This is a genomic window from Gleimia sp. 6138-11-ORH1 (assembly GCF_024814355.1).
Taxonomy (GTDB): domain Bacteria; phylum Actinomycetota; class Actinomycetes; order Actinomycetales; family Actinomycetaceae; genus Gleimia.
In genome coordinates this window covers 203703-229461 of the sequence record NZ_JANUXV010000002.1, presented here as the reverse complement: position 1 = coordinate 229461, position 25759 = coordinate 203703, and the positions used below count along the sequence as shown (strand labels likewise).

22 protein-coding genes are annotated in these 25759 nt (G+C 48.4%); 11 read left to right on the top strand and 11 right to left on the bottom strand.

The genetic code is table 11. The features are described from left to right. Positions 1-36 precede the first annotated feature (36 nt). Entirely contained in the window at positions 37-1041 is a 1005-nt protein-coding gene (hemH, locus tag NXS08_RS04705; protein ID WP_259137852.1) for a ferrochelatase, read from the top strand. 106 nt (positions 1042-1147) lie between these two features. Here the strand turns inward: hemH and NXS08_RS04700 are convergent, their stop codons facing one another. The 4 genes from NXS08_RS04700 to NXS08_RS04685 form a co-directional block, all read right to left on the bottom strand. Further along, a complete protein-coding gene (locus NXS08_RS04700; RefSeq protein WP_259137849.1) occupies positions 1148-3697 on the bottom strand; it encodes an FtsX-like permease family protein in 2550 nt (849 codons plus the stop codon). A gap of 2 nt (positions 3698-3699) precedes the next feature. Continuing rightward, positions 3700-4428, bottom strand: a complete 729-nt coding sequence (locus tag NXS08_RS04695; RefSeq protein ID WP_259137847.1) for an ABC transporter ATP-binding protein — start codon at positions 4426-4428, stop codon at positions 3700-3702. A 204-nt stretch (positions 4429-4632) separates the two neighbouring features. Continuing rightward, a complete protein-coding gene (locus NXS08_RS04690; RefSeq protein WP_259137844.1) occupies positions 4633-5124 on the bottom strand; it encodes a glutathione peroxidase in 492 nt (163 codons plus the stop codon). A 204-nt stretch (positions 5125-5328) separates the two neighbouring features. Further along, positions 5329-5673, bottom strand: coding sequence for a DUF1540 domain-containing protein (locus tag NXS08_RS04685; protein WP_259137841.1), 345 nt, complete (start codon positions 5671-5673; stop codon positions 5329-5331). Positions 5674-6130: 457 nt separating this feature from the next. On the opposite strand from NXS08_RS04685, the gene NXS08_RS04680 reads away from it, so the two are divergent. Then, positions 6131-8494 carry a glycogen/starch/alpha-glucan phosphorylase gene (locus NXS08_RS04680; RefSeq protein ID WP_259137838.1) on the top strand — a complete coding sequence of 788 codons (2364 nt, stop codon included), beginning with the start codon at positions 6131-6133 and terminating at the stop codon, positions 8492-8494. Positions 8495-8735: 241 nt separating this feature from the next. Here the strand turns inward: NXS08_RS04680 and groL are convergent, their stop codons facing one another. Both groL and NXS08_RS04670 read right to left on the bottom strand, forming a co-directional pair. Then, a complete protein-coding gene (groL, locus tag NXS08_RS04675) occupies positions 8736-10358 on the bottom strand; it encodes a chaperonin GroEL (protein WP_259137835.1) in 1623 nt (540 codons plus the stop codon). Positions 10359-10743: 385 nt separating this feature from the next. After that, entirely contained in the window at positions 10744-11406 is a 663-nt protein-coding gene (locus NXS08_RS04670; protein ID WP_259137833.1) for a LytR C-terminal domain-containing protein, read from the bottom strand. A gap of 85 nt (positions 11407-11491) precedes the next feature. Between NXS08_RS04670 and NXS08_RS04665 the strand changes: the two genes are divergently transcribed. Then, positions 11492-12250 carry a uracil-DNA glycosylase gene (locus NXS08_RS04665; RefSeq protein WP_259137831.1) on the top strand — a complete coding sequence of 253 codons (759 nt, stop codon included), beginning with the start codon at positions 11492-11494 and terminating at the stop codon, positions 12248-12250. Here NXS08_RS04665 and NXS08_RS04660 read toward each other — a convergent pair. From NXS08_RS04660 to NXS08_RS04645, 4 genes are all read right to left on the bottom strand, one after another. After that, positions 12247-12534, bottom strand: a complete 288-nt coding sequence (locus NXS08_RS04660; protein WP_259137828.1) for a WXG100 family type VII secretion target — start codon at positions 12532-12534, stop codon at positions 12247-12249. The two genes, NXS08_RS04665 and NXS08_RS04660, sit on opposite strands and share 4 nt — an antisense overlap. A 145-nt stretch (positions 12535-12679) precedes the next feature. After that, a complete protein-coding gene (locus NXS08_RS04655; protein WP_259137825.1) occupies positions 12680-13684 on the bottom strand; it encodes a hypothetical protein in 1005 nt (334 codons plus the stop codon). 75 nt (positions 13685-13759) lie between these two features. Continuing rightward, on the bottom strand, positions 13760-15163 hold the full coding sequence (locus NXS08_RS04650) for a cell wall metabolism sensor histidine kinase WalK (RefSeq protein WP_259137822.1): 1404 nt from the start codon (positions 15161-15163) through the stop codon (positions 13760-13762). 128 nt (positions 15164-15291) lie between these two features. Beyond that, entirely contained in the window at positions 15292-16011 is a 720-nt protein-coding gene (locus NXS08_RS04645; RefSeq protein ID WP_259137818.1) for a response regulator transcription factor, read from the bottom strand. A gap of 166 nt (positions 16012-16177) precedes the next feature. On the opposite strand from NXS08_RS04645, the gene NXS08_RS04640 reads away from it, so the two are divergent. The 7 genes from NXS08_RS04640 (at position 16178) to lysS (ending at position 22787) form a co-directional block, all read left to right on the top strand. Next, the gene (locus NXS08_RS04640) at positions 16178-16660 is read left to right on the top strand and encodes a PH domain-containing protein (protein ID WP_259137816.1); all 483 of its coding nucleotides are present in this window, start codon (positions 16178-16180) and stop codon (positions 16658-16660) included. Further along, a complete protein-coding gene (locus NXS08_RS04635) occupies positions 16660-18336 on the top strand; it encodes a PH domain-containing protein (RefSeq protein WP_259137814.1) in 1677 nt (558 codons plus the stop codon). The genes NXS08_RS04640 and NXS08_RS04635 overlap by 1 nt, the downstream gene beginning before the upstream one ends. Positions 18337-18394: 58 nt before the next feature. Then, positions 18395-18877 carry a PH domain-containing protein gene (locus NXS08_RS04630; RefSeq protein ID WP_259137810.1) on the top strand — a complete coding sequence of 161 codons (483 nt, stop codon included), beginning with the start codon at positions 18395-18397 and terminating at the stop codon, positions 18875-18877. A 6-nt stretch (positions 18878-18883) separates the two neighbouring features. Then, a complete protein-coding gene (locus NXS08_RS04625) occupies positions 18884-19792 on the top strand; it encodes a Rossmann-like and DUF2520 domain-containing protein (RefSeq protein ID WP_259137807.1) in 909 nt (302 codons plus the stop codon). A gap of 50 nt (positions 19793-19842) precedes the next feature. After that, a complete protein-coding gene (gene panC, locus NXS08_RS04620) occupies positions 19843-20718 on the top strand; it encodes a pantoate--beta-alanine ligase (RefSeq protein WP_259137805.1) in 876 nt (291 codons plus the stop codon). Continuing rightward, positions 20719-21165 carry an aspartate 1-decarboxylase gene (panD, locus tag NXS08_RS04615; RefSeq protein WP_259137803.1) on the top strand — a complete coding sequence of 149 codons (447 nt, stop codon included), beginning with the start codon at positions 20719-20721 and terminating at the stop codon, positions 21163-21165. Between the two features lie 71 nt (positions 21166-21236). After that, positions 21237-22787, top strand: a complete 1551-nt coding sequence (gene lysS, locus NXS08_RS04610; protein ID WP_259137800.1) for a lysine--tRNA ligase — start codon at positions 21237-21239, stop codon at positions 22785-22787. Positions 22788-22895: 108 nt separating this feature from the next. Here lysS and glpK read toward each other — a convergent pair whose 3' ends face one another. Next, a complete protein-coding gene (gene glpK, locus NXS08_RS04605) occupies positions 22896-24422 on the bottom strand; it encodes a glycerol kinase GlpK (protein ID WP_259137797.1) in 1527 nt (508 codons plus the stop codon). Between the two features lie 279 nt (positions 24423-24701). Here glpK and NXS08_RS04600 point away from each other — a divergent pair, with 279 nt between their 5' ends. Continuing rightward, positions 24702-25637, top strand: a complete 936-nt coding sequence (locus NXS08_RS04600; protein WP_259138042.1) for a sugar-binding transcriptional regulator — start codon at positions 24702-24704, stop codon at positions 25635-25637. The last annotated feature ends 122 nt before the right edge of the window (positions 25638-25759 follow it).

Below are 25759 nucleotides of genomic sequence, written 5' to 3'. Positions count from 1 at the left end.
GCTAAGATTACTTAAGTAATGACAGAAAGAAAGCAAATGTCAGAAAAACTAAAAGGTTCTTCTACCGCCCTCGTAATTGTTAATCTGGGTACTCCCAGCGCACCGGAAAAGAAAGAAGTCCGCCAGTTTTTGAGAGAATTCCTCTCTGACCGCCGGGTGATTGAATATTCCCCAATCCTGTGGCGCCCTCTTTTAGAAGGCATCATTTTGCGCGTGCGCCCCAAAAAAGTTGCCCACGCCTACCAGACGATTTGGACAGACGCGGGCTCTCCGCTGCTGACCGGCACCTTGGCGCAGGTGGAGGGGCTGGCAACACATTTCCAAGGGCGCGCCCACGTCACCTACGGAATGTGTTACGGAGACCAGCAGCTGCAAGACGTCCTGGAACAGCTAACTGTTGCCGGCTACCAGCAGATTGCGATCCTACCGGCCTACCCGCAGTACTCGGCTTCGACTGTGGGCGCAGTTTACGATCAGGTGGCGCGCTGGACGCGACGCAAACGCAACCTGCCGAGCCTGCGTCTGCTCCGCTCTTTTCCTACCGCAACTGCTTACATTGAGTCTTTGGCAGTGGCTTTAGAATCCCACTGGGAAACGGCTGGCCGCCCCAATTTTGCGGGCGGTGACCGGGTGGTAGCTTCTTACCATTCGATTCCGCAAGCTATGCATGATGCGGGAGACCCCTACTGGGAAGAATGTGAGGCGGGTGCTAAAGCGCTGGCTGAGAGATTAAATATTCCCGAGGGCGGTCTACTGGTCACCTACCAGTCGGTTTTCGGTCCCGCTAAGTGGATTGGACCGACAACGATTGACACGGTTGCTGAACTGGGCGAAGCCGGCACTGAGCGCCTGGATGTAATCTGCCCGGGGTTTATGGCGGATTGTTTAGAAACTCTTGAAGAGATTGCGGTGCTTAATAGGGAAACTTATGAAGCTGCTGGGGGGAAGAACTTCCACTACGTCCCGTGGGCGAATGGGGAAGCGGCTTGTATTAACGCCCTCGCAGTGGAAGCTGAAGAACTTTTAGCTGGCTGGGTGTAGTCAAACGCTTCTAGCCCATAACGAAAGGTACGTGCTTGTGTTTTTGCGCGAAATATCGCTAAAAAACACAAGCACGTACCTTTATTAGCAGCTTAGTTTAAGACCGTTAGCTTACATCTGCCATGGCTTCTACCGGATGAGCTTTAGCGGCTTTACGACCCGGAGCAAGGGAGGCCAGAAGAGCTGCCAAAATCACGGTGGCAGAAATTCCCAGAATCTGTAGCCACGGAATCTGCAAAGAGGAGCTATCAACGATTTCGTTAAGCGGGAGAGCCATGAAGCCAGCCCAACCGTAGAAAGTTCCCAACAAGATGCCTAAGAGCAGGGAACTTAACCCAATCAAAAGCGCTTCGATACTGAGCATATTGCGCACAGACGCGCGGGTCATTCCCAGAGCGCGCAGCAGAGCACTTTCGCGGCGGCGTTCCACAACGGAAAGTGCCAGAGTATTAGTTACCCCCACTAAAGCCACGAACACTGAGACAGCTAGCATTCCAATGACGCCGCCAAGCATGATATTCAATATTTTGGTGTAAAGCAGACGGTCAGTTAAACCGCCCCCAACATTAATGAACTCATTATTGTTAGAAATCTTATTGAAAAGACTATTAACTTCGTCAGAAGGAATGTTGTTGTCAATCTTAAGGTAAACAACGCGCTGAGCTACGGGAGCGGAGATTTCCCCTAAGTTTGGTGTAGTTTTAGAACCTGGCTCGGGAATCCACGGTTGTGCTTTAGGGACTTCAGCCGCTAACTTCTCAAAGTTAGTTTTTGAAACCACATAGCCGGGGACACCAGCAGGAACTGGTTTCAGCTTAAGCTGCACAGAACCGGTAGCTACCGTAACTTCCTTAGAAGCGGGGAGGAACTCACCATTAGGAACCAGAATTTCCGAGTCACTTGGCTGGCGCACTTCAGAGTGAGCGTAGTCAGCTAAGTCTACGTTTTTGAGGATCGAAGCCATCTGTGTTGGTTGTTCATCTATCGCAATGCTGGTTAGGAATTGGTCAGTGGGTAATGCGCCCTGCACGTATTGCAGTGACTTAATCCGTTCAATGTCCGCCGCTGAGAATTCCGTGTCCGCAGAGGCAACTGCTACCGCATCAACTGGGCGTTTGGAATCGATTTCAGCTAAAACAGTGTGGCGGACAGATTCGGCTCCCACCATGATCATAACCACTAAGGTTACTCCCAAGAATAGGGCGGTGCCGGTTGCTCCGGTGCGAGTCGGGTTACGCACCGTATTTTCGCTGGCAAGTTGGGTAGTTAAAGAAAGTTTACCGATTAAACGCCCTAATGCGGAGCTGAGTTTTGGCATGAGAATCCCGATAAGGAAGAGTGCGCCTAAGAAAGAAATCATTCCCCCTACAAAGGCTAAGGCGAAACGGTTTCCCCCGTCCAAAGTGTAGATTGCGCCCAGCATAGTGCCAGTTCCGAGGGCGAAAATGACGCTTCCAATTACGGCCCTGAAGGTACGTTTTTTGGTGTTCATGGCGTTTGGGTCTTCTGGGTGTAGAGCCACCATTGGGGAGACTCCGGCGATGCGGCGAGCCGGGCCGAAACTTGCGATTAAGGCAATTAGTAGACCTAATGTGAAGGAGATTGCAACCGCCGCTGGGGAAGCTGTGAGGAACGATTCTTGCCAAGTAACTGTTAAACCAGTGAAGTAGTTAAGTACACCTGACAGGAGAGTACCTGCTATTACCCCCATGAGCGCAGAGAATGTGCCCACCAGTAATGCTTCTTTTAAGGCTAGGTTTCGGATTTGCTGGCTGGTAGCCCCAATGGCGCGTAGTAGTGCCAGTTCACGTTTACGCTGAGCTAAGAGCACATTGAATGTGGTGGAAACAACGATGATTGCGGTAATGATCGCTAAAGCTGGGAAAGTCACCAGGATAGCTAGCATGACTCCAGTTCCGTTAGTGAACTTATCAACTGAGTTTGTTACGAAGGAAGTTTGCGTTTGGATATCTAAATCTTTGATTTTTCCCGCTTCAGTTAAAGTTTGGGTAACTGAAGTTACGTCAGTTCCAGCTAAAAGGATGTAGGTAGGGCGGGTTTCAGCGTTGTTGAATAATTTTGCTGTTTCCGCAGATGTTGTGACAGTGGGGATAGAAATTGTTCCCGCTGGGTAGATGCCGGTAATACGCAGAGTCTTTTCTACCGGTTCATTAGCTTCTGAGTCGTATCCTTCGACAGTGATAGTGTCGTTTAAGTCTACGCGTAGGGCTTTAGCAATGTTACGGTCAATAGCTGCTTCGTCTGCGGCAGAAGGGGTCTTACCGGCTTCTAAATCTAAAAACTTAAATGGTTCTTGTGGGGTTTCAAGAATGCGAGCGTTTATTTGGAAACCGTTATTTTCGAGGCGTGAAAAAACGAAGTAAACGGTGCGAATCTTATCGTAGGTTTTATTTTCACGCAGGGTTTTATCAGCCTCTAAAAGAGCTTTTGAATCTGCTGGAGCGTCATTGTGGAGGCTGATTACTACGTCTGCTCCTAAGGAGTCATTTGCCAGGGAACGTTCAATAGATTTGTAGAAGCCGTTGGCAATTCCTAAGCAAGCCAGAATGAATGCGGTTGCTAAGGCAATTGCGATTGAGGTTGCCACATACCTGCTGGCGTGGCTTTTCACATTTGCTTTTAAGAGACCTTTCATGCTTACGCTACCTGCGCAATCTGGTCTGCAGTTGGGTGGTCGAGGTCGGCAACAATCTGCCCGTCTCTAACAACCAGGACGCGGTCTGCAATAGCTGCAGCGTGACGGTCGTGGGTAACCATAATAACGGTTTGTTGTAGCTGGTCTACTGCATTGCGCAGCAGGCTGAGTACTTCCGAGCTGGTCTTAGAGTCAAGGTTACCGGTTGGTTCGTCGGCCACTAGAATGGCGGGGCGAGCTACCAGGGCGCGAGCTACAGCAACGCGCTGTTGCTGGCCTCCGGATAACTGGTAGGGCTTATGAGTTAGGCGTTCAGTTAGTTCTAGGGAAGCGACTACTTGTTCCAGCCAGTTTTTGTCGATTTTAGCTCCAGCTAAACGCATGGGGAGTTCAATATTATCTTTAGCTGTGAGGGTGGGGATTAAGTTGAAGGATTGGAAGATGAAGCCGATGTGGTCGCGTCGGAAATGAGTAAGTTCCTTGTCGGATAGTCCGGTAATCTGTTTACCGGCAATAGTGATAGTTCCAGCGGTGACGGAATCTAGTCCTGCCAGGGTGTGCAACATGGTTGACTTTCCTGAACCGGAAGGGCCCATGATGGCAGTGAATTTTCCGGCGTGAAAATCAACGCTTACACCGTGGAGAGCTTTAACTTCGGTGCTTCCTTGTCCGTAGATTTTTGATACGCCACGTAGTTGAGCGATGGGGGCGACATTATCTTGCTGAGTCATTTTCCCTCTTTAGATATAGAAATTCAGTTTACTTATTAAGTTTATGGGCTAAGGTGGGGGTTTTGTATCGGGGATTCCCCTGATAATCCCCTGATTGGTAGGCGGGTAAGGGGTGGCGGGTAAATTGGTTTCGGCGTAGCGAACTATTCGCTACGCCGAAACCAGTGGGTTTATTCAGTTAGATCGTTTGTATAAACAAGACTTTTAGGATCCGATTCCCAGTACCTTTTGTACCCAGGGGCGAATCGTGGCTGGGGTGGAGGTGGGGGAGAATCTCTTAATGGTGACTCCATCGGGAGAGATTAGGAACTTAGTGAAGTTCCATTTAATGTCGGGGGTGAGTATTCCGGGAGCTTTCTGCTTTAACCAAGCATAGATTTCTGCTTGGTTATCTCCGTTCACGTCTATCTTTGCCATTAGGGGGAATGTGACGCCAAAGTTTAAGCGGCAGAATTCTTGAATTTCATCCGCAGAGCCGGATTCTTGTTGTTTAAATTGGTTGCAGGGGAAACCTAGAATTACTAGGCCCTGGTCTTTAAATTCTTCCCAAAGTGCCTGTAGTCCATCGTATTGAACTGTGAAACCACATTTTGAAGCGGTGTTTACAATTAGGATAGCTTTGCCCTGGTATTGGGAGAGGTCGTGGGGGTCGCCCTTTAGGTCGGTTACTACAAAGTCATAGATGCTATTTTTCATAATTTTAGTTTCGCATAGATAGTTTCTTTTTTGTAGGAATGTTTCTGTGATTATTTATGAAAGAGCAATCGGTCACGTTGGGAATAAAAGTTCACTCACAGAATAAAACTTGCGCTAAAGAGTAAAACTCACGCTGCAAAGAAAAATCCGGCTAACCAACAGAAGACCCGATAGTTGGTTAGCCGGAAGATATAAAAGGTGAAATTATTTTGCAGAGAAAGTAAGGCACTTAGCGTTTTCAACTTTGACGGAAGTAGCGTCGCAAGCAAGATCGTGGTTAAAAGTGCAATCGGTGCGCTGGCAAGCTCCCACGATAGCTTCATGCTTTACTGCTGGGCGAGTTCCAATCTGTAAGAAAGTAACGCAGCCTTTAGTGCCCATGGTGGCAGCGAAGGCTCCACAGCCGTCATTGTTAAAGGAACAAGTAGTAGTTGCACAGTTGATTTCTGGGGTAGACATGATGACTCCTAAAAGATATTTTCGATTATCGATTTGGCGCTGCGAACAGGCCTGATAGTTAAAAACTACGCGTTTTTCCAATGTTTGCAACTAAGTTTCTGCTTAGAAAAATCCACAAGTAATTACGTAATTTCGATTTAAGTTAAACCAGATTTTCTTTATTTTCCTTTAGAATTTTCTACCCCCACTAAATCGCTACAACTGTAAGGATTTTCAAGGATTCTTGAAATTAGTTAAAAAAGATGAGTCCAAAAAAGGTTTGGCTAAGTTAAGCCGCAAAAAATGTGAAACACAGTTTTTTGAAATGTGTTTAAAAACTGTCTTTACACACAGTATTTAGAAAAACCAGATGTTACTTAAAAAGATTTTTCGTGTCTTTCTAAGGCAAAATCTTAACTGAGAGGCAAATGACGTTAAATTGAGGTGGGCAAAATCGTTAATCCTCGATAAACTAACTCCGTATCAAAAATGTAAGAAACTGGTAATCCTTGCAAAGTTTTTCAGACCTTGCTGAATTACCCGGTAACTTAAGTAGAGGATAAAACTCATGGCACCAGATTTTAAAGGGGCCGCAGAAACGCAGATCCGCGCGATTTCTGGTCGCCCAACTAACGCCGCCACCCCAATGGACTACTGGCAGGGACTTTCAGCCACTGTCGTAGACCAAATCGCAGACAAATGGCACGCAACCACCGAAAAATACAAAGCCGGACGCCGCCAACACTACCTATCTGCAGAATTCCTGATGGGACGCGCCCTCTTAAATAACCTACTTAATTTAGGGCTCATGGACGAAGCCGAAAAAGTCACTAACGCTTTTGGGCAAAACCTCACCGACATTTTAGAACAAGAACCAGACGCAGCCTTAGGAAACGGTGGTTTAGGCCGCCTGGCAGCTTGCTTCTTAGACTCTTGCGCCACCCAAGACCTGCCGGTAGTTGGCTACGGTATCCTCTACCGCTACGGTCTTTTTAAACAAGTATTCTCCTCCGGTTTCCAAACAGAAAAACCAGACGCATGGATGGAAGAAGAATACCCCTTCATCATTCGCCGTCAGGAAGAAACTCGGTTCGTAAACTACGCCGACCTAAAAGTACGTGCAGTACCTTACGACCTCCCCATCACCGGTTACGGCACCGACAACGTAGGAACCTTACGCCTCTGGAAAGCCGAACCAATCGAAGAATTCGACTACGCAGCATTCAACTCCCAGCGTTTTACCGACGCGATTGTAGACCGCGAACGCACCATGGACATCTCCCGCGTGCTCTACCCAAATGACTCAACCTACGAAGGTAAAGTTCTACGCGTACGCCAACAGTACTTCTTCTGCTCTGCATCACTACAAGAAATCATCGAAAACCACGTTGCCCAACACGGTTCGTTAGATTCCTTCGCAAAATACAACAGCATTCAGCTAAACGACACCCACCCAGTATTAGCTATCCCAGAACTAATGCGTATCCTCATGGACGAACACGGCATGGGGTGGGAAAAGGCTTGGCAGATCGTTTCCGAAACCTTCGCATACACCAACCACACCGTTTTGGCAGAAGCTTTGGAAACTTGGGAAATCTCCATTTTCGACCGTCTCTTCCCCCGCGTAATGGAAATCGTTTGGGAAATTGACCGTCGTTTCCGTGAAGAAATGTACGGGCGCGGACTGGACGAAGGCCGCGTAAACTACATGGCTCCAGTTTCTAACGGACTGGTACACATGGCTTGGATCGCCTGCTACGCTGCTTTCTCCATCAACGGGGTAGCCGCTTTGCACACCGAAATTATCAAGCGTGAAACCCTGGGCGAATGGCATGAAATTTGGCCCGAAAAGTTCAACAATAAGACTAACGGGGTAACCCCTCGCCGCTGGTTAAACCAGTGTAACCCTCGCCTCTCCGCACTGCTCACCGAAGTGACCGGTTCAGACGCATGGGTAACTGACCTGGATGCTTTAGCTGATTACGCTACCGCCGGTAACGATGAAATTTACGATCGCCTGAATCAGATTAAGCATGAGAATAAGGTTGAATTCGCTAACTGGATCTACAAGCGTCAAGGCATCGAAATTGATCCAGAAGCGATTTTCGACGTACAGATTAAGCGCCTGCACGAATACAAGCGTCAGCTGCTGAACATCATGTACGTAATGGACCTATACTTCAGGATTAAAGAAAACCCTCGCCTGGACGTACCAAAGCGCGTATTCATCTTCGGCGCTAAAGCAGCTCCCGGGTACGTGCGCGCTAAAGCGATTATTAAACTGATTAACGAAGTTGGCCGAGTAGTTAATAACGACGCAGATGTAGACGGCCGCCTCAAGGTTGTTTTCGTTGAAAACTACAACGTCTCCCCAGCTGAAAAGATTATTCCCGCAGCGGATGTATCTGAACAGATCTCTACCGCTGGTAAGGAAGCCTCAGGTACTTCTAACATGAAGTTCATGATGAACGGTGCCCTTACCCTAGGTACTTTAGACGGAGCTAACGTAGAAATCCTCGAAGCCGTGGGGGCAGATAATGCCTACATCTTCGGAGCTAAAGAAGAAGAACTCCCTGAACTGCGTAAGACTTACAATCCAATGCACTGCTACGAAACTATCCCGGGCTTGAAACGAGTTTTGGATGCGTTTATTGACGGCACTTTGGATGATGGCAACACCGGTATGTTCCACGACCTGCGCTGGTCACTGCTTAACTCTAACGGCTGGGAACCAGCAGACGTTTACTACCTGCTGGGCGACTTTGCAGCTTACCGAGAAGCTCGCGATCGGATGGCTTTTGATTACGCAGATCGCCGCCACTGGGCACAGATGTGTTGGCAAAACATCACCCTGTCAGGTCGTTTCTCTTCTGACCGCACTATTCGCGATTACGCGAACGAAGTTTGGAAGATTGAACCAACTAAGATCTGATTTAACTTAACCACTGACTGTCGCCCTCGGGAACTATCGTCACGGGTCGGACACCCGGCTTAGTAAACGATGATTCCCGAGGGCGATTTGCAACCCCCGAAGAAAACAAAGGTACGTGCTTGCATTTTTCCAAGCTATCGCGCGGAAAAATGCAAGCACGTACCTTTAAATAAATGGGTATTAAGGTGGGCCCCTCAAAAGAGGAGCCCACCTTTTAAGTAATAACCGAAGTACTACTCGATTAGTACATGCCAGCCATTTCGTCGCCGGCACCAGCTGCTGCAGGAGCTACTGGTTCAGGCTTTTCAGCTACGATCGCTTCAGTGGTGAGGAACATACCCGCAATGGAAGCTGCGTTTTGCAAAGCAGAACGAGTTACCTTCACTGGGTCAGCAATGTCAGCTGCCAGCATGTTTTCGTAAACGCCGGTAGCTGCGTTGAAGCCTTCTCCTTCAGGTAGGTGCTGTACCTTATCAACAACTACGCCACCTTCTAAACCAGCGTTAATCGCAATCTGCTTCAGCGGAGCCTGTACTGCTACTGCGACGATTCCCGCACCGGTTGCTTCATCGCCAGAGAGGGTTAGCTCAGACAGGGCCTTAGCAGCTTGGATTAGAGCTACGCCACCGCCGGGAACGATACCTTCTTCAGCAGCTGCTTTAGCGTTACGAACTGCGTCTTCAATGCGGTGCTTACGTTCTTTAAGTTCAACTTCAGTAGCTGCACCGGACTTGATTACGGCTACGCCACCGGATAGTTTAGCAAGGCGTTCTGAAAGCTTTTCCTTATCGTATTCGGAATCGGAGTTAGCAATCTCAGTGCGGATCTGTGCTACACGAGCGTCAATCGCGTCCTTAGTGCCAGCGCCTTCAACGATGGTGGTTTCGTCCTTGGTGACAACTACCTTGCGGGCGCGGCCAAGCACGTCCAGGTCAGCAGTTTCGAGGGACAGACCCACGGTTTCGGAAATTACCTGGCCGCCGGTGAGGATTGCCATGTCCTGTAGCATCGCCTTACGGCGATCGCCGAAGCCAGGGGCTTTAACGGCTACGGACTTGAATAGACCGCGAATCTTGTTCACAACCAGGGTGGCCAGTGCTTCACCTTCAATGTCATCAGCGATGATAGTTAGTGGCTTACCTGCTTGCATTACTTTTTCTAGCAGTGGGAGCAGGTCTTTTACGTTGGATACTTTGCCTTCTACCAGTAGCACGTATGCGTCTTCTAGGACGGCTTCTTGGCGTTCCGGGTCGGTTACGAAGTAGGGGGAGAGGAAGCCCTTGTCAAAACGCATACCTTCGGTGGTTTCTAATACGGTTTCGAAGGAGTTGGTTTCTTCAACGGTGATAACGCCTTCTTTACCGACCTTTTCCATGGCTTCTGCGATTAGGCGACCAATTGCTGGGTCGTTTGCAGAGATGGAAGCGGTTGCGGCGATTTGGTCGGTGGTTTCGATTTCTTTTGCGGCTTCGTGTAGTTTTTCAACGATTTTTGTTACTGCAATGTCGATGCCACGCTTAAGGGCGATGGGGTTTGCGCCAGCTGCTACGTTGCGTAGGCCTTCGCGTACCAGTGCCTGGGCGAGGACGGTTGCGGTGGTGGTGCCGTCACCTGCTACGTCGTCAGTTTTTTTAGCAACTTCTTTAACCAGTTCGGCACCGATTTTTTCGTATGGTTCGGAAAGTTCGATTTCCTTGGCTACAGATACGCCGTCTTTAGTGATAGTGGGTGCGCCCCACTTCTTTTCTAGAACTACGTTGCGGCCTTTGGGTCCTAAGGTGACTTTTACGGTGTCAGCTAGGATGTTCAAGCCGCGTTCCATTGCCCGGCGTGCTTCTTCGTCAAATGCAATCATCTTTGCCATATGTGTGTTCCCTTCGCGGTAACGGTTAGGGTTTCTATTTCCGCAGGTTTGCGGGTAGAAACTAAGGTTGTTATCACTCTACCGTTGCGAGTGCTAATCCCAATTCTGGCACTCTCTGGCAGAGAGTGCAAGGCGAGCAGATTTGGTTGGGTTGTGAGTTATCTTTTTATATTTTCCGAGGGCGCAAATAAGGTGTGTTTTGCAATGATGTACCTTTGGTGGTGGGGCGGGTGAAGGGTTATTTTTGCAATGACGTACCTTTGGTGGTGGGGCGGGTGAAGGGTTATTTTTGCAATGACGTACCTTCGGGTGGATGGTACGCGGAGTCATTTGGGAAGAAAAAAGTGGGTTACGTAAAGTACGTAACCCACTTTTTAAGTTATGTTTATGGCTGGTAATCGTTCTTTAGAACTACCGTAACTGCCTCGATAGAATCAGCAGATTCAACTACGTTGCTGATTCCCAGTGCTTCGCCAACTGCTTTGGCGGTACTTTCATTACCTGCCTGGAAGTAAACGGTGGAAACTTGCGTCTGCCAGCCCTGTGCATTATCGGGACGCAGATTTGAGAATCCGGCAGCTTGGAGTTTCGTAACTGCTCCGCCAGCTAAACCATTTACATTGGTGCCGTTAAGAACTACTACTGCAGTATCCTTTTTAACTTCCGCAGCTGCTTTTTCTGCGGCGGCTTTCTCTGCTGCCTCTTTTTCAGCGGCGGCTTTTTCTTCTGCAGCTTTATCAGCGGCAGCTTTATCGGCAGCTGCTTTATCTGCGGCGGCTTTTTCTTCCGCAGCCTTTTGTTCTGCAGTTTTTTCTGCTGTTTGCCCGCTCTTTTGGCTGGCGGATGGATTAGTTGCAGACTGATTTGCTTGATTTTGGCTACCACTGGTGAGCAGAGAAACTGCTGCCCAAGCTAAGAGGGGAGCAAGTAGTAACACCAGTAGGAAAGGTAAAACCGCTTTCCACTTAGAGGGTGCTTCTCGATAAGCTCCTACAGGGTATTGCTTACCAGCTTCATCAAATTCATCTTCTGGATACTGAGTATTCATCTTTTAAGGCTATTATTTCCTTATCATTTAAACGGTTTGACACGCCGGACAGTAAGTTGTGAGTGGGTAGATTTACACTAGAAAGATGAGTGATCTTTTTGGTGTAGAAACAATAGATGCCGGCTGGAAACAAGTATTAGCCGCGGTGAAACCTCAACTTGCCACATTAGAAGCAAAAATTTCTAGCCGAATCGCTGCCGGAGAAGTAGTGCTTCCGGCAGAAAAAGATGTGCTGCGTTGTTTCCGATACCCATTTGCAGAAGTCAAAGTCCTGATTATTGGACAAGACCCATACCCGACTTTAGGAAATGCGGTGGGTTTAAGTTTCTCAGTTGCCGCTACTGCGAAGCTCCCAGCAAGTCTACGCAATATTTTTACTGAGCTGATTTCTGATTTAAAGATAAACGCTAGCGAAGATAATACAGATACTCTTTTTGCAGGGTTTGAAAATTCTACAAAGCTACCTACGGAAACAGTGACAGCGAATAATCTGCGCAGCCCAGATCTCTCAGATTGGGCTGCGCAGGGGGTATGTTTACTTAATCGGGTATTAACTGTCGCTGAGGGAAACCCCGGGGCACACCAGAACCTGGGGTGGGAAGAAATCACCAATCAAGCAGTACGGGCGTTGGTTTCCCGTGAAAGTCCGCTGGTGGTTATTCTTTGGGGAGCCCACGCCCAGCAGGTGCGTAAGCTGATTCCTGCCAGAGAAAACATCCTGGTTATAGAATCAGCTCACCCGTCGCCTTTATCTGCCCGTAAAGGTTTCTTCGGATCGAAACCTTTCTCCCGAGCTAATCAGCATCTAAGTGTCCAGGGGGTTACCCCCATTAAATGGGTTTAAGAAAATAATCCGGTAGCCTGCGTCTCTGCCTCAGCGTACTGGTTAGCAGCCAACTGAAGTCGAGACCCAATTTCATCTAAAGCCGCTTCAACCTGGCTTTGCGTGGTCTGCCATTCTTGGGTGAGCTGATGAAACTGTACGGCAGCTTGGCCACTCCACGAAGCCTCTAAAGCGTTGAGGTTAGCCATTAGCGTGGCAACTTCGGTGCGAACACTTTCAACTGAAGCGTGTACCAAAGCTGAGGTGCGCGATACTTCTGCGATATTAACGTGAAAAACGCTCATATTCTTTCCTATCTTTTACAGTAGGTGTAAGGGGGAACGTTTTTAGTTTTCCAGGTGTTGGATTCGGAGGGCGAAAACAGCCCTAAAAATATGTGGACAAAAGTAAGTTTTTCTTCCCTGGGGACATAACCCCGAAAGCAGTAAACTACTCGCCGGTTTCTTGCTGATTACGCTTCGAAGCCTGCCGAGCCAACTCTTTTGCAGATAAACGTTTCACGCACTCATTAGCCCGCTTATCTAAAACTGTCGGTTCAAACTCCAAAGAAGAAGTATCTTCAACTAATTCCTCAAAATCTTCAGAAACAAACTTAGGTAGTGCACAACTGGTGGTTTCTAACTCAGCTTCAGCTGGAGTTTCCACATTTGAACGTTTAAAGATAAGGGTTGAAACACTAGCAGCAGGAGTAAAAGCATCATTTTCAATCCAGTCAGGATCGGACTCACAGGTAGGATCTAAACTGCATAAAGCCGAATCTAAATTAGCTAACTCAGCTTCAAGATTTTGCCGTGCACCAACTTCCCACTGCGCCCCCACAGGAGACTTAAAAATATTTTTCTGCTGCAGCAGAGACTTCACATAACGACGTCTTTTACGTAAATAATCCACTTCAGGAAGATTCTTATTCTCTTCTTGGATAGCTAACCGATATTTTTTATACTCTTGCGGCGTACCAGCTAAAACAGCCAAATCAGCATCATTTAAGACCGTCGCATCAACCTCATGAGGAGAGGGATTATGACAGAGCATCAAAGTCAATAACTCTTTTAAACGCTCCACCTTTGCAACTGCAATACCTAAACCTAAACAAGACTCTTCAAGGTAAAGCTGACACTGCTCAATCCGGGCAGCAAATTCTTCCGCAGATAAATAAACCGAAACTGGTTTCACAGTCCCCACATACCAAGCCACGATTTGCAATAGATTCGGATCGTGGCAATTATCAGCCAGCTCGTCAATATGACTAATAACTGAAGCTAAATAGTGGGTATCGTGAAAGACACGGTCTGGTGATCCCCAACGAAACAGTAGTTTTTCGCCAGCGATTGAAAGTGCATCCTCAGAAGCGGTAGCTCCACAGGCTAGCATCGAGTCTACAAATGAGCGCAGTAACCAACGGGGGGTGCAGCGCCGTGAAAATTTCTCTTGCACAGGATAATCCTATGACTTTCCAACGAAAAAACCGAATTTTAAAGCCAAAAATAAGAAAAGTAACAAAATACAATATCAATTTTTAGGGAGCGGAAACTCTAAACGTACCGTAACGCCCCCACCGAAAGTACTGGAAATACTAGCTTTCCCAGCGTGTAAGCCCATAATCGAAGAAACAATCGACAAACCTAAACCAGATCCCCCTGACTCACGAGACCGCGACTTATCAACCCGATAAAAACGCCCAAAAACTCTCTCTTGATTCTCAGCCGAAATCCCCGGACCATGATCACGAAACTCTAAAATCGCCATCTCATCAGTCCTATCAATGACAATCTCAACCGGGCTTCCCGCTGGCGTGTAACGCACGATATTACTGATAATATTCGTCTGCACCTGACTAATCTGATCTTTATCCGCTTCGATTATTAACTCATCCCAAGGCATCGCAGAGATTACTTCAACCTCTCGGGTGGCGTCTAACGCCTTTAAATCTAAAGCAGCAGTTTGCGCGAAAGACATTAAATCAACTGATTCCTTAACTGTTTTTCGCTGTTCATCAAGACGCGCCAAGCGAAGCATATCCTCAACCAAATGATTCATTCGAGTCGCTTCTGACTCAAATCGACCCATCACATCAGAAATATTCTCAGACTTAATTCCACCCATTCGATAAAGCTGCGCATAACCTTGCAAAGTCGCCAAAGGAGTGCGCAGTTCATGGGACGCATCAGAAATGAATCTTTCAATTCGCTCGCGGGCTTTATCGCGCTGATCCATAGATTGCTCAATTTGGGTGAGCATTTTATTTAAAGAAGCAGAGAGAGAACCCACTTCTGTGGTTGAAGTTCTAATCGCAATACGTTGCGACAGGTCCCCAGCGGCGATTTGTGCAGCCACAGTTTCAATCCGCCGCAGAGGACGGAGGGAATGACGTACCATCGCGAAAGACCCAAATGCGCCAAGGGGAATCACCACTAAAGTGAGAATCACAAAATAGGTAATCGAGTTAAGTAGAGTTTTAGAAATCCCAGTCATCGGAAGGGCAACTGTAACCACCCCGAACTGTTTCCCATCAGCGGTAGCAATGGGTACGGCCACCGCCCGCCAGTATGAACCGGGGAGGGAAGAACCAATTGAGGTGGGAGTAGTGATGGAGTTTTCTGGAATATCCCCAAAAGCCAGCAAAGTGTCGCGATTTGGGTGCCCGTAATGTTCTTCAATGGTGGGGTTAATGAACTCTTCCGTAGGTTCACTTAAAGAATCGATCCGCACGTAATAGTTAGTGGGGATTGCGGTGGACTCATTACGCAGCAGTGAAGAAGATGCTTCTACAGCTACTGACTTAGCTGAGATTTTTAGTTCCGTATCCAGCTGACTTACTAAATGAGACTGCAGAATTCCCAGTATTGCCGTGATCGCAAAGGTGAAACAAAGAGTTAGGATCGCGGTAAATAGAGTCACTAAACGGGTTCGCAAAGAGAATCTACTCCACCAGGTGGAGATTCTCTTAATAAAAGACCGCTTTTGCTGTGACATAAGGTTACCGGAGCTTCAATAGCTAATGGAATACTAAGTAGCGAAAAATCCCGAGGGCGCTATAAAACTCAGTTTTCCTGCGAGCGTATCATGTAGCCTACGCCACGGCGAGTTTGGATTAAATCACCGCAGTTACCGGGAACGGAGAGTTTGCGGCGTAAATAAGAAATGTAGGATTCAACAATTGCTGAGTCGCCCTCCCAATCATATTCCCAAACGTGATCAAGAATCTGATTTTTAGAAACTACGCGACCTTCGTTAATCATCAGGTAGCGGAGAAGTTTGAACTCGGTGGGGGAAAGATCGATCTTATGCCCAGCACGCTGCACTTCGTAAGCATTTTCGTCCAGGACGATATCAGCAAGTTTGAGGATCCCAGCTTCACTATTTTCTTTAGTTCTTCTTAAAATTGCGCGGATTCGGGCTACTACTTCTTCTAGGCCGAAAGGTTTAGTAACGTAGTCATCTCCACCTACAGTCAGACCCTGGATCTTGTCGCGCATATCGTCTCTGGCGGTGAGGAAAAGTACCGGAGTGCGGACTCCCGCGTCACGTAGACGCCGAGTTACCGTAAAACCATCCATGTCAGGAAGCATGACATCAAGTACTACCAGGTCAGGATGCTCAGTGGTGGCTAAATTGAAAGCGGAAGCACCGTCTGAGCCAACTATGACTTCAAATCCAGCGAAACGAAGTGAAGAAGCCAAAAGGTCACGAATATTTGGCTCATCGTCAACAACCAGAAGACGAGCTTCCTCAGCAGGTGAATTAGAGTTAAATGATGTCATATTTCCATAATAAAACTGATTTACAATAAAGGCGCGAAATATAGAAAACTGGTAAGCCGCTGCCCGTATAAAAATATCGAACCTATTTAAAATAACGTGTTATTTTATGCTGATTTTAAGGTGTAAGAGGCATAATGGGAAAGACACATTAAATGAAGGGCTTTATATGTCTTCTTTATACGCACCTACAGAGGTAGAGTTTAAGCACGTTTCAGCGAATTTAGTGAAAGTTCGTTTAATCGGGACAGTTATGTTCGCAGTTTTCTTCACAGTGCTGGCAATAATTTTCGCGATGGCGGTTTCTAAGTGGTTTTGGGTAGCTGCTTTAGTTATTCCCATCTTGCATATTTGGCCAGCGGTTTTAATTCGCCGGCAGGTAAAAGCAACGCAGTACGCGTTGGGAGAAAAGGAACTTTTCTATAAAGAAGGGATTATGTTTAAAACGCTGGAAGTTATCCCTTATGGAAGAATCCAATTTGTTGATTTAATAGAGGGCCCAATCTTACGTAAATATGGGATGGCTAGTCTTTCGATAAATACCGCATCAGCTTCCACAAATGTGACGATTCCGGGTATTCCTAAAGACGAAGCGGTAGAACTACGCAGTTATCTTTCCGAACGCGGCGAAGCAGAAATGGCAGTACTCTAATGGCGAAGCAAGAGTCAGTTATCGAAATTGGTTTAGACCCGCAGGTTTGGCGTGCTTTACACCCCCTAACCCCACTGGCAAATACCTGGTCTACTTTTGTTGCGATTATCGGCGTATTAACCTGGCAGTCCTATCGAGAGCTCTCTAGGTTGTTCTCCTCAGATGTTCTATGGAGTCCCGCCTACGCCGGGTACTCTACGATCACGGTAATTGTTTTTGCAGTTTTTAGCGGAGCTTTTCTTATCTCCCTACTGGTGGGCATCTATTCTTTTGTGGCCTGGCGGAAAATGCGTTACGCGATTACTTCCGAAGCGGTTTATTTCAAAGAAGGAATAATCTTCCACAGTCAAAGAATCGCGAAATTAAACCGAATCCAGGCAGTAAATATCACCCACCCATTATTTGGCCGAATTTTTGGGCTGGGAAAAATCGATATTGAAGTTGCGGGCGGGTCAGATTCAAACCTAATCCTTGGGCTACTTAAAACCAGTGAACTTGAATCGGTTAGACTCGAAATCCTCCAGCATCTAAAAGCTGCGAAAGCAGCCCAGCTTAACCACACCGCCCTCGAGGATGAGAACTTAACTGCCGTAACCCCAGCGCAAAATCTGGCGTTGGAAAACACCCAGTCTGACCTGGGGGCGGCTGCTTCAAAAGAAATCAGCTACACGGAGATAGACGCGATCACAAATGCGGAGATAGAAGGGAACTTGATTTTCTCAGTGCCCGTCACGCGACTACTACTTTCCCAATTGGTGAATATAGGGGTGCTTATCTCATTAGCCTTAGGTGTAGCTTCATTCGCGGTGGCGTATATCCTTTTCTTTAGTTTCGGAGCGGGCCTGGGAAGCCTACTGGCGATCGGGTCGATAGGTTTTGGCTCTATCGCATACATTTTCAACTCGACTGCAAGCAACTTTAACTTCCGTGCTTACCTGGCAGAAGACGGGATTCGGATTCGCGCTGGCCTATTAGAAACTCGCTCTCAAACTATTGCTCCGCATCGAATCCACGCAGTTCAAATAACCCAACCTTTCTTCTGGCGGTTTTTCGGCTGGTACAAGGTACACTTCACGCAAGCAGCTTTCCAAGGTGCAAGCTCAGACCAGAAAGCGGATATTAATATACTGCTCCCAGTTGGCACCAAAGAAGAAATGTTCCGCGCCGTGTGGATGATTTTCCCCGATTTAGGGGTGGAAAATCCGATTCAGACTCTGCAGGTAGGTCTCGAGGGCGCCGGAGACGGCGACGGTTATGTGAATAACCCAAAAAGATCCAGGATTTTCCAACCGCTTACCTATGTGCGTAACGCGTTTTGCCTGACTGAGAAAGTTCTTCTGGTCCGTTCAGGAAGAATAACTCGTAGCCTGTCGATTACCTCTTATTCGCGGATGCAATCTTGCTACCTGCAGCAGGGGCCTTTTGCGCGCTGGCGGAAACTAGCGCAAGTACAGCTGAACATGGTGGGAAATGTGTTCTCTGGTTTGGATGGGGCAACTGGAAACCTAGATGAACAGGTAGCAGTAGACCTTTTCCAAGAACTAAACCGTCGTTCAATAAAGCAACGTATTCTAGAAAACCCGGCAAGTTGGCATCAGCGCGTACAAACTGGGTTGGAATCCGCTCAGACGTATCAAGATTCTTCCGATGTTTCCGTCCCGGAAAACTCATTCTAGGAAGAACCCTAAAACCACCAGATAACTACTTTAGATTTAAGAAACTGAAAGGCCGGCTATGGCGGATATATTTACCTTTGATGACATTGAATTCCGCGCGTTACCGCAAGAGCTTGCTAAAGTGCAGCTAATTCGCAGTCTCATAGTGCTCCTGGGTTTCTACCTTATTTTGATTCCCTTGAGTGTTTTAGTAAACCCCTGGATCTGGGTTGGTGTTGCCGTAATCTCGGTAGTCTCCCTCTTACGGATGCTGTTGATTTACCCGCGGGTGAAAGCGTTTCGTTACGCGCCTCAACAAAATGAACTTCTCATTAAAAAAGGTATTTTCTTCAAGAATGTTTTCGCGATTCCCTATGGGCGGATCCAATACGTTGAAGCATCCCAAGGTCCTCTAATGCGCTATTTTAATCTCAGTTCCATCCAAATTTACACTGCTTCTTCCGCCACTGAGGGAACTATCAGAGGACTTTATGATGAGGAAGCTGCCGCTTTACGAGCTTTCTTATCGCAGCGCTGTGAAGCAGAAATGGTCGGGTTATAAACCACCATGAACTACAGTTCAACCAACCCTAATCCACCTGCCCCGGGGCGCTTAAAAGTAGGTGTAATTGGCAGTGGAAAAGTGGGTGTCATCCTTGCTGCGGCCCTGCGGCGCGTGCAACACCAAATCATTGGCGTAACTTCCAGTACTAAAACAGAAAACCAAGAACGCCTGGAAGTGCTGCTACCGGAAGTGCCGATCCTTCCAGCAGAAACAATTTGCGCCACCGCTGAACTGGTGATTATTACTGTCCCTGACGATCAGATTAAACCTGTAGTTGCTGGGCTGGGAGCCTTAAACGCATGGAGGCCAGGGCAAATCGTAGCGCACTTTAGTGGCGCCCATGGGTTAGATGCCCTGGAAGCAGCCAGTCGCGCGGGGGCTCTTACCCTGGCGCTTCACCTTGCGATGACGTTCACGGGAACCTCATTAGATTTAGCGCGTTTAGAAGACTGCCCGGCTGCGGTAACTGCTTCCGCGGTAGCACAACCCATTGGGCAGGCGCTTTTAATTGAAATGGGGTGCCTACCGCAAATAGTGGCTGATAGTCAGCGAAAACTCTATCATGCTGGTTTAGCTCACGCTGCCAATCACCTAAATACGCTGGTAGTCCAAGCCCTCCAGGTGCTGGCTGAGGCCGGTATCGCTGAACCGGCTGGATACCTCCGCCCCCTGGTTGAAGCCGCCGCGGAACGTGCACTTACAGAAGGAGCCAGTGGTTTAACTGGCCCAGTTCGGCGCGCTGACGTGGCTACCCTCACCGCTCATTTGGAGGCTCTGGCGGCGCCCTCGGTAAAAGAAATAAAACTATCCTATAGAGAACTTGCCGCAGCAACAGCTAACTTAGCTTACGCGAACGGGCAACTTAGTGACGCGCAGTATCGTGCAATCCACACTGCCTTGAATGCTCAGTAAGAAGCTCCCCGGGCTAAAATAGTAGCGAACCGAAGCATAAGGAGTCCGCTATGACCCAGCCGCAACGCCCCCAGCTAGTCACTACCCGTGCCGCGTTAAAAGAAACCCTCCAGTCCCTAAGCCCCCGATCCACCGTTGGTTTAGTGATGACGATGGGAGCACTTCATGCTGGGCACCTTTCGCTGGTGGAAACTGCGCGGGAAAAAGCCGACTATATTGTAGTTTCTATCTTCGTTAATCCCACACAATTTGCTCCCGGAGAAGACTTTGACGCCTACCCGCGCCAGTTAGAACGCGATCTTGAACTGCTTGCCGAAGTGGGGGCAGATTTAGTTTTCGCCCCCACCCCAGCGGAAATCTATCCGCATCCGGCGCGCGTCACCCTTGATCCGGGGCCTACCGCAAAAGTTCTCGAGGGCGCTACTCGGCCCTCTCATTTTGGGGGAGTGCTACAAATTGTCCATAAGGTGATTAATCTGGTGCACCCTAAAGTGGCTGTTTTCGGACAGAAAGACGCACAGCAACTGGCGTTAATCCGCCAGATGGTAGAAGACTTAGATATGCCGGTAGAGATTGTAGCTGCCCCGATTGTGCGGGAAGCAGATGGGCTGGCCATGTCATCTCGTAACGCATATTTGAGTGAAGCCGAACGTAAACTGGCGCTTTGCCTATCAGCTGCTTTACAAGCTGGCGCGCAGGCGGCAGAAGCCGGAGAAGGAGCCGGAGCGATTCTGAAAGCCGCTGAAACTGTGATTTTTGAAGCATCTGCTGCTGTCGATTCGCCAGCTACCCTAAAGTTAGATTACATTGCATTGGTAGACGGAGTAACTTTCCAACCGGTAACGCAGGGGCCTGCTGTACTGGCGATTGCTGCAAAAGTGGGAAATACCCGACTAATCGACAACTACTTAGTAGAGGTAAAATAAATGACTGAATTTACCCGCGAAATGATGATCGGGAAGATCCATCGCGTTACCGTAACCGGTGCTGATTTGCACTACGTTGGCTCTATTACAGTAGACGGGGCGCTTTTAGACGCTGCAAATATTCTTGAAGGGCAAAAAGTAGACATTGTTAATGTAACCAACGGTGCCCGCCTCTCCACCTATACTATTCGCGGTGAGGAAGGTTCTGGAATCGTACAGTTGAATGGAGCTGCCGCGCATTTAGTTGATCCCGGTGACATTGCTATCATCATTGCTTACGCGCAGGTGCCAGACTCCTTAGCCCGCACGTTTAAACCCTCTGTTGTTTTAGTTGATGAAAATAACCAGCCACTTCATTTGGGGAATCAGGCGGGGATTATTCCCGCTGAACTGGCGGATGCAACCGGTGGGACGGAGCCTTTACAGTCGGCAGGAAAAATTCGCTAACTTAGGGTGGTCAGTTTAGAAAACTGTTTCGCTAATTCCTAAGTTAGGTTAAGAACGCTAGGATAGATACCGTGGAAAATAAAGAGAACTTAGTGCAAGCTGGCGTTGATAATGAAGCGCCGGAACAGATTCGAGTCCGAGCTGAAAAAAGAGCTCGCCTCTTAGCTGAAGGAAACGACCCCTATCCGGTAGAACTGCCGCTGACTACTACTATTAAACAGGTGGTAGCTGATTACCAGCATTTAGTGATTGACGAAAAATCACCTGAACCAGTGGGGATTGCTGGGCGAGTAATGCTGGTACGTGGCTCTGGTAAGCTACAGTTCGTCGTTTTACAAGACGGTGAGGGAAACCGGATTCAGATTATGCTTTCTGCAGCTGAAGTTGGTTTGGATTCTCTTAAAGCGTTCAAGACTGACGTTGATCTGGGTGACCATCTGTTCGTGTACGGGCCGGTGATGCGTTCTAAGCGCGGGGAACTTTCTGTTTTCGCGGTTCCTACCGCTGAGGTTCCGGCTTGGAAGTTGGCAGCTAAGGCAATCCGTCCCCTTCCAAAGACATTTGTTGCCGAGGACGGCACGGAAATGACTCTTTCTGAGGAAGTCCGTATCCGCCGCCGCTATTTGGATATGATTGTTCGCCCAGCTGCTCGGGAAATGGTGCGTTTCCGCGCTGGGGTAGTGCGTTCTTTACGTGATTACTTCCATGAAGCAGGGTTCATCGAAATTGAAACTCCGATGTTGCAGAACATTCACGGCGGGGCAGCGGCTCGTCCTTTTAAGACGCATATGAATGCTTTTGATACGGAGCTTTTCTTACGGATCGCCCCTGAGCTTTTCTTGAAGCGCGCTGTAGTGGGTGGGGTTGAGAAGGTCTTTGAAATCAACCGTAACTTCCGCAATGAAGGAGCGGATTCTTCTCATTCTCCAGAATTCACTATGCTTGAAGCCTATGAAGCCTACGGCACTTATGACACTATGGCGAAGCGTACTCAGGAGTTCATTCAAAAAGCAGCTCGCGATACTTTCGGAACGGAAAAGGTTATTCTTAGCGACGGTTCTGAATATGACCTTTCCGGACAGTGGGCCAGCATTTCTTTCTATGACTGTATTTCTGAGGCTTTGGGTGAAGAAATTAGTCCTATGACTCCGATTGAGCGTTTGCGTCAGATTGCTGACGAAAGAGAAATTGGCTACGCCGATCATGCGGTGGCTGGAAAGATTGCGGAAGAGATTTTTGAAGCTCTGGTAGGCGACCACCTCTACCTACCTACCTTTGTGCGGGACTACCCGGTAGATACTTCTCCGCTGGTGCGTCAGCATCGCAGCTTACCTGGCCGAGTTGAAAAATGGGATTTGTATGTGCGCGGTTTTGAACTGGCAACTGCATATTCTGAGTTAGTTGATCCTGTGATTCAACGGCAGCGTTTTGAGGAACAAGCTTTAGCGGCTGCTAATGGGGATCCCGAAGCTATGATTTTGGATGAGGACTTCCTTGAAGCTATGGAGCAGGGTATGCCACCTACCGGTGGTATGGGGATGGGCTTAGACCGTCTTTTGATGGCTTTAACTGGCGAGGGAATTCGGGAGACGATTACTTTCCCGCTAACTAAACGTCAATAAAGCTGACTAAATGCTTATAAAGCTAACTAAACGTCAATAAAGCTAACTAAATGCCTATAAAGGTGGGGGTGAGACTTAAAGTCTCACCCCCACCTTTAGTTAAACTAATCAGGCGTTACGTACGTCGTCATCTACCCAGTCGAAGGTGCGGGTTACAGCCTTCTTCCACAGACGGTAGGTGCGGTCACGTTCTGCCGCGTCCATGGATGGGCTCCAGCGCTTGCCTTCTGCCCAGTTGTCGATAACGTCCTGTTCGCCCTGCCAGAAGCCAACTGCGATACCAGCTGCGTAAGCTGCGCCGAGTGCAGTGGTTTCTGCCACTTCTGGAGCAACTACGTCTACGCCCAGGATATCTGCCTGGAACTGCATGAGCAGTTCGTTCGCAATCATGCCGCCATCAACACGAAGTTCGGTGAGTGCAACGCCGGAGTCAGCATTCATAGCGTCCAATACTTCGCGGGTTTGGAAAGCGGTAGCTTCCAAAGTTGCGCGAGCGATGTGGCCAGCGTTGTTGAAACGGGTGAGGCCAACAATTGCGCCGCGGGCGTCATCTTTCCAGTAGGGAGCGAAGAGACCTGAGAAAGCTGGTACGAAGTAGACGCCACCGTTGTCATCAACGGAACGAGCCAGGCTTTCAATTTCCGGAGCGGAAGAGAACATCTTCAGGTTGTCGCGGAGCCACTGTACCAAAGAGCCGGTAACTGCGATAGAGCCTTCCAGTGCGTATACAGCAGGAGCTTCACCGATCTTGTAGCACAAGGTGGTGAGCAAGCCGTTTTCAGACTGAACTGGTTCTTCACCGGTGTTCATCAACATGAAGCAGCCGGTGCCGTAGGTATTCTTAGCCATACCCTTTTCGAAACATGCCTGCCCGAAAGTAGCTGCCTGCTGGTCGCCTAGGATACCTGAGATTGGGGTATCAACCAGCAGTCCGTTCTTACGTCCGTAGCCGTAAACTTCAGAGGAAGAACGAATAGTTGGCAGCATAGACATAGGAATACCCATGTCAGCGCAGATATCTTCACGCCATGACAGGGTCTTTAGGTCCATTAGCATAGTGCGGGATGCGTTAGAAACGTCAGTTGCGTGTACGCCACCGTTAGGGCCGCCGGTTAGGTTCCAAAGGGTCCAGGTGTCGGTGTTACCAAAGAGCAGGTCGCCGGCTTCTGCCTTTTCACGTGCGCCTGCAACATTGTCGAGGATCCACTTGATCTTTGGGCCAGAGAAGTAGGTTGCCAGTGGCAGGCCACAGATTTCCTTGTACTTTTCAGCGCCCTCGGAACCTGCTAGTTCGCGGACGATTTCAGCAGTACGGGTATCTTGCCATACGATTGCGTTGTAGACTGGTTCGCCGGTGTTCTTATCCCATACAACGGTGGTTTCACGCTGGTTGGTGATACCAACTGCTGCCAGGTCGTGGCGGTTAATCTGTGCTTTAGAAAGAGCCTGGGCGACTGCTTCGCGAATGTTATCCCAAATTTCTACTGGGTTGTGTTCTACCCAACCTGCCTTAGGGAAGATTTGCTCATGCTCCAACTGACCTACGGAAACGATCTTACCGCCGTGATCGAAAACGATTGCGCGGGAAGAAGTAGTGCCCTGGTCAATGGCAAGAACATATTTCTTTTCAGTCATATTGTTGTCACTTCCTTGTGTAGCCGGATTTCCGGCGTTTATCGAGACCTTCACAGTGAATCCTTAGGCCGCATCATTGTGAACCACGGAAAGTATTCATACTTTTGTGTGAAGTTTTGAACTGGTGTTCTCTGTTAAGAATACCAATAGACCTATTGTGGCGCATTTGTTAAAGAGAATTTTGCCCGATGAGAGAAATTGTGTAGGAATTGGTCATGTGTGCATGGCACACTATATATTGTGACCATTAGAGATAATGACGCGCACGAAGCAGCGTCGATGTATTACCTACAAGGCGAAACGATGGAAACCATTGCCCGTCATCTGGGCGTATCTCGTTCCTCGGTTTCGCGTCTACTTGCCTACGCCCGCGAAACCGGTATGGTGCGCATTTCAGTTGCCCCCGCGCCGGGAGAAAGAGGCACCTTAGCTGGAGAACTGAATCGAATCTTCGGCATTAACTCTACCGTTGTCAGAGTAAGAGATTTTGATACCGGAGTAAATCGGTTAGCTTCCGTTGCGAAAGTTGCCGCTGAAAGACTTTTAGATTTAGTTCTACCCGGAACTACTATGGCAGTTGCCTGGGGAAATACTACGGCAGAAGTCACCAGACATCTTCCGCCAGTAGAGATCCCCGAAGTAACCGTAGTCCAGCTAAACGGAGCCGGCTCATCCACCGGCACCGGAGTAAGATACATCGACACCACCATTTCCCAAGCTGCGGAAGCATTCGGGGCTACTATGATTCATTTCCCAGTCCCCGCCTTCTTTGATTACGCAGCTACAAAAGCGCAGCTTTGGCGTGAGCGTTCCGTCCGCTATGTTCTAGATACTATCGAGGACGCTGATTTAGCTGTCTTTGGAGTGGGAGCCTTTGACGGAGATATGCCCTCACACGTCTACTCAGCCGGTTACATTGAACCTAACGAGATTGCGCAGCTGCGCGCCGAAGGAGTTGTTGGCGACGTCTGTACTGTTCTTTTACGTGAAGACGGCTCTGCCGACCTGGATATAAATGATCGCGCTTCCGGCCCTGACTTAACTACTTTACGTAAGATCCCCAGGCGTCTTTGTATTGTTGCGGGGGAGGCAAAAACTATCCCTCTGATTGCGGCTTTAAGGGCGCGCCTCATCACCGACCTGGTGGTAGATGACCGAACTGCCCGAAAAGTATTGGAAAAAGTCCGTTTTTCAGGAGCCAAAGTACGTTCTTAGAAGTAGCGTGTAGTTTCTTAAAAAGTTAAGGCGCAGAGATTAAGCGCAACACGCAGGCTTTTTGTCTACAGACCACTTACCGCAGATAAAACAAAAGGGGAGAGGGCAAAACTAGACCCTAA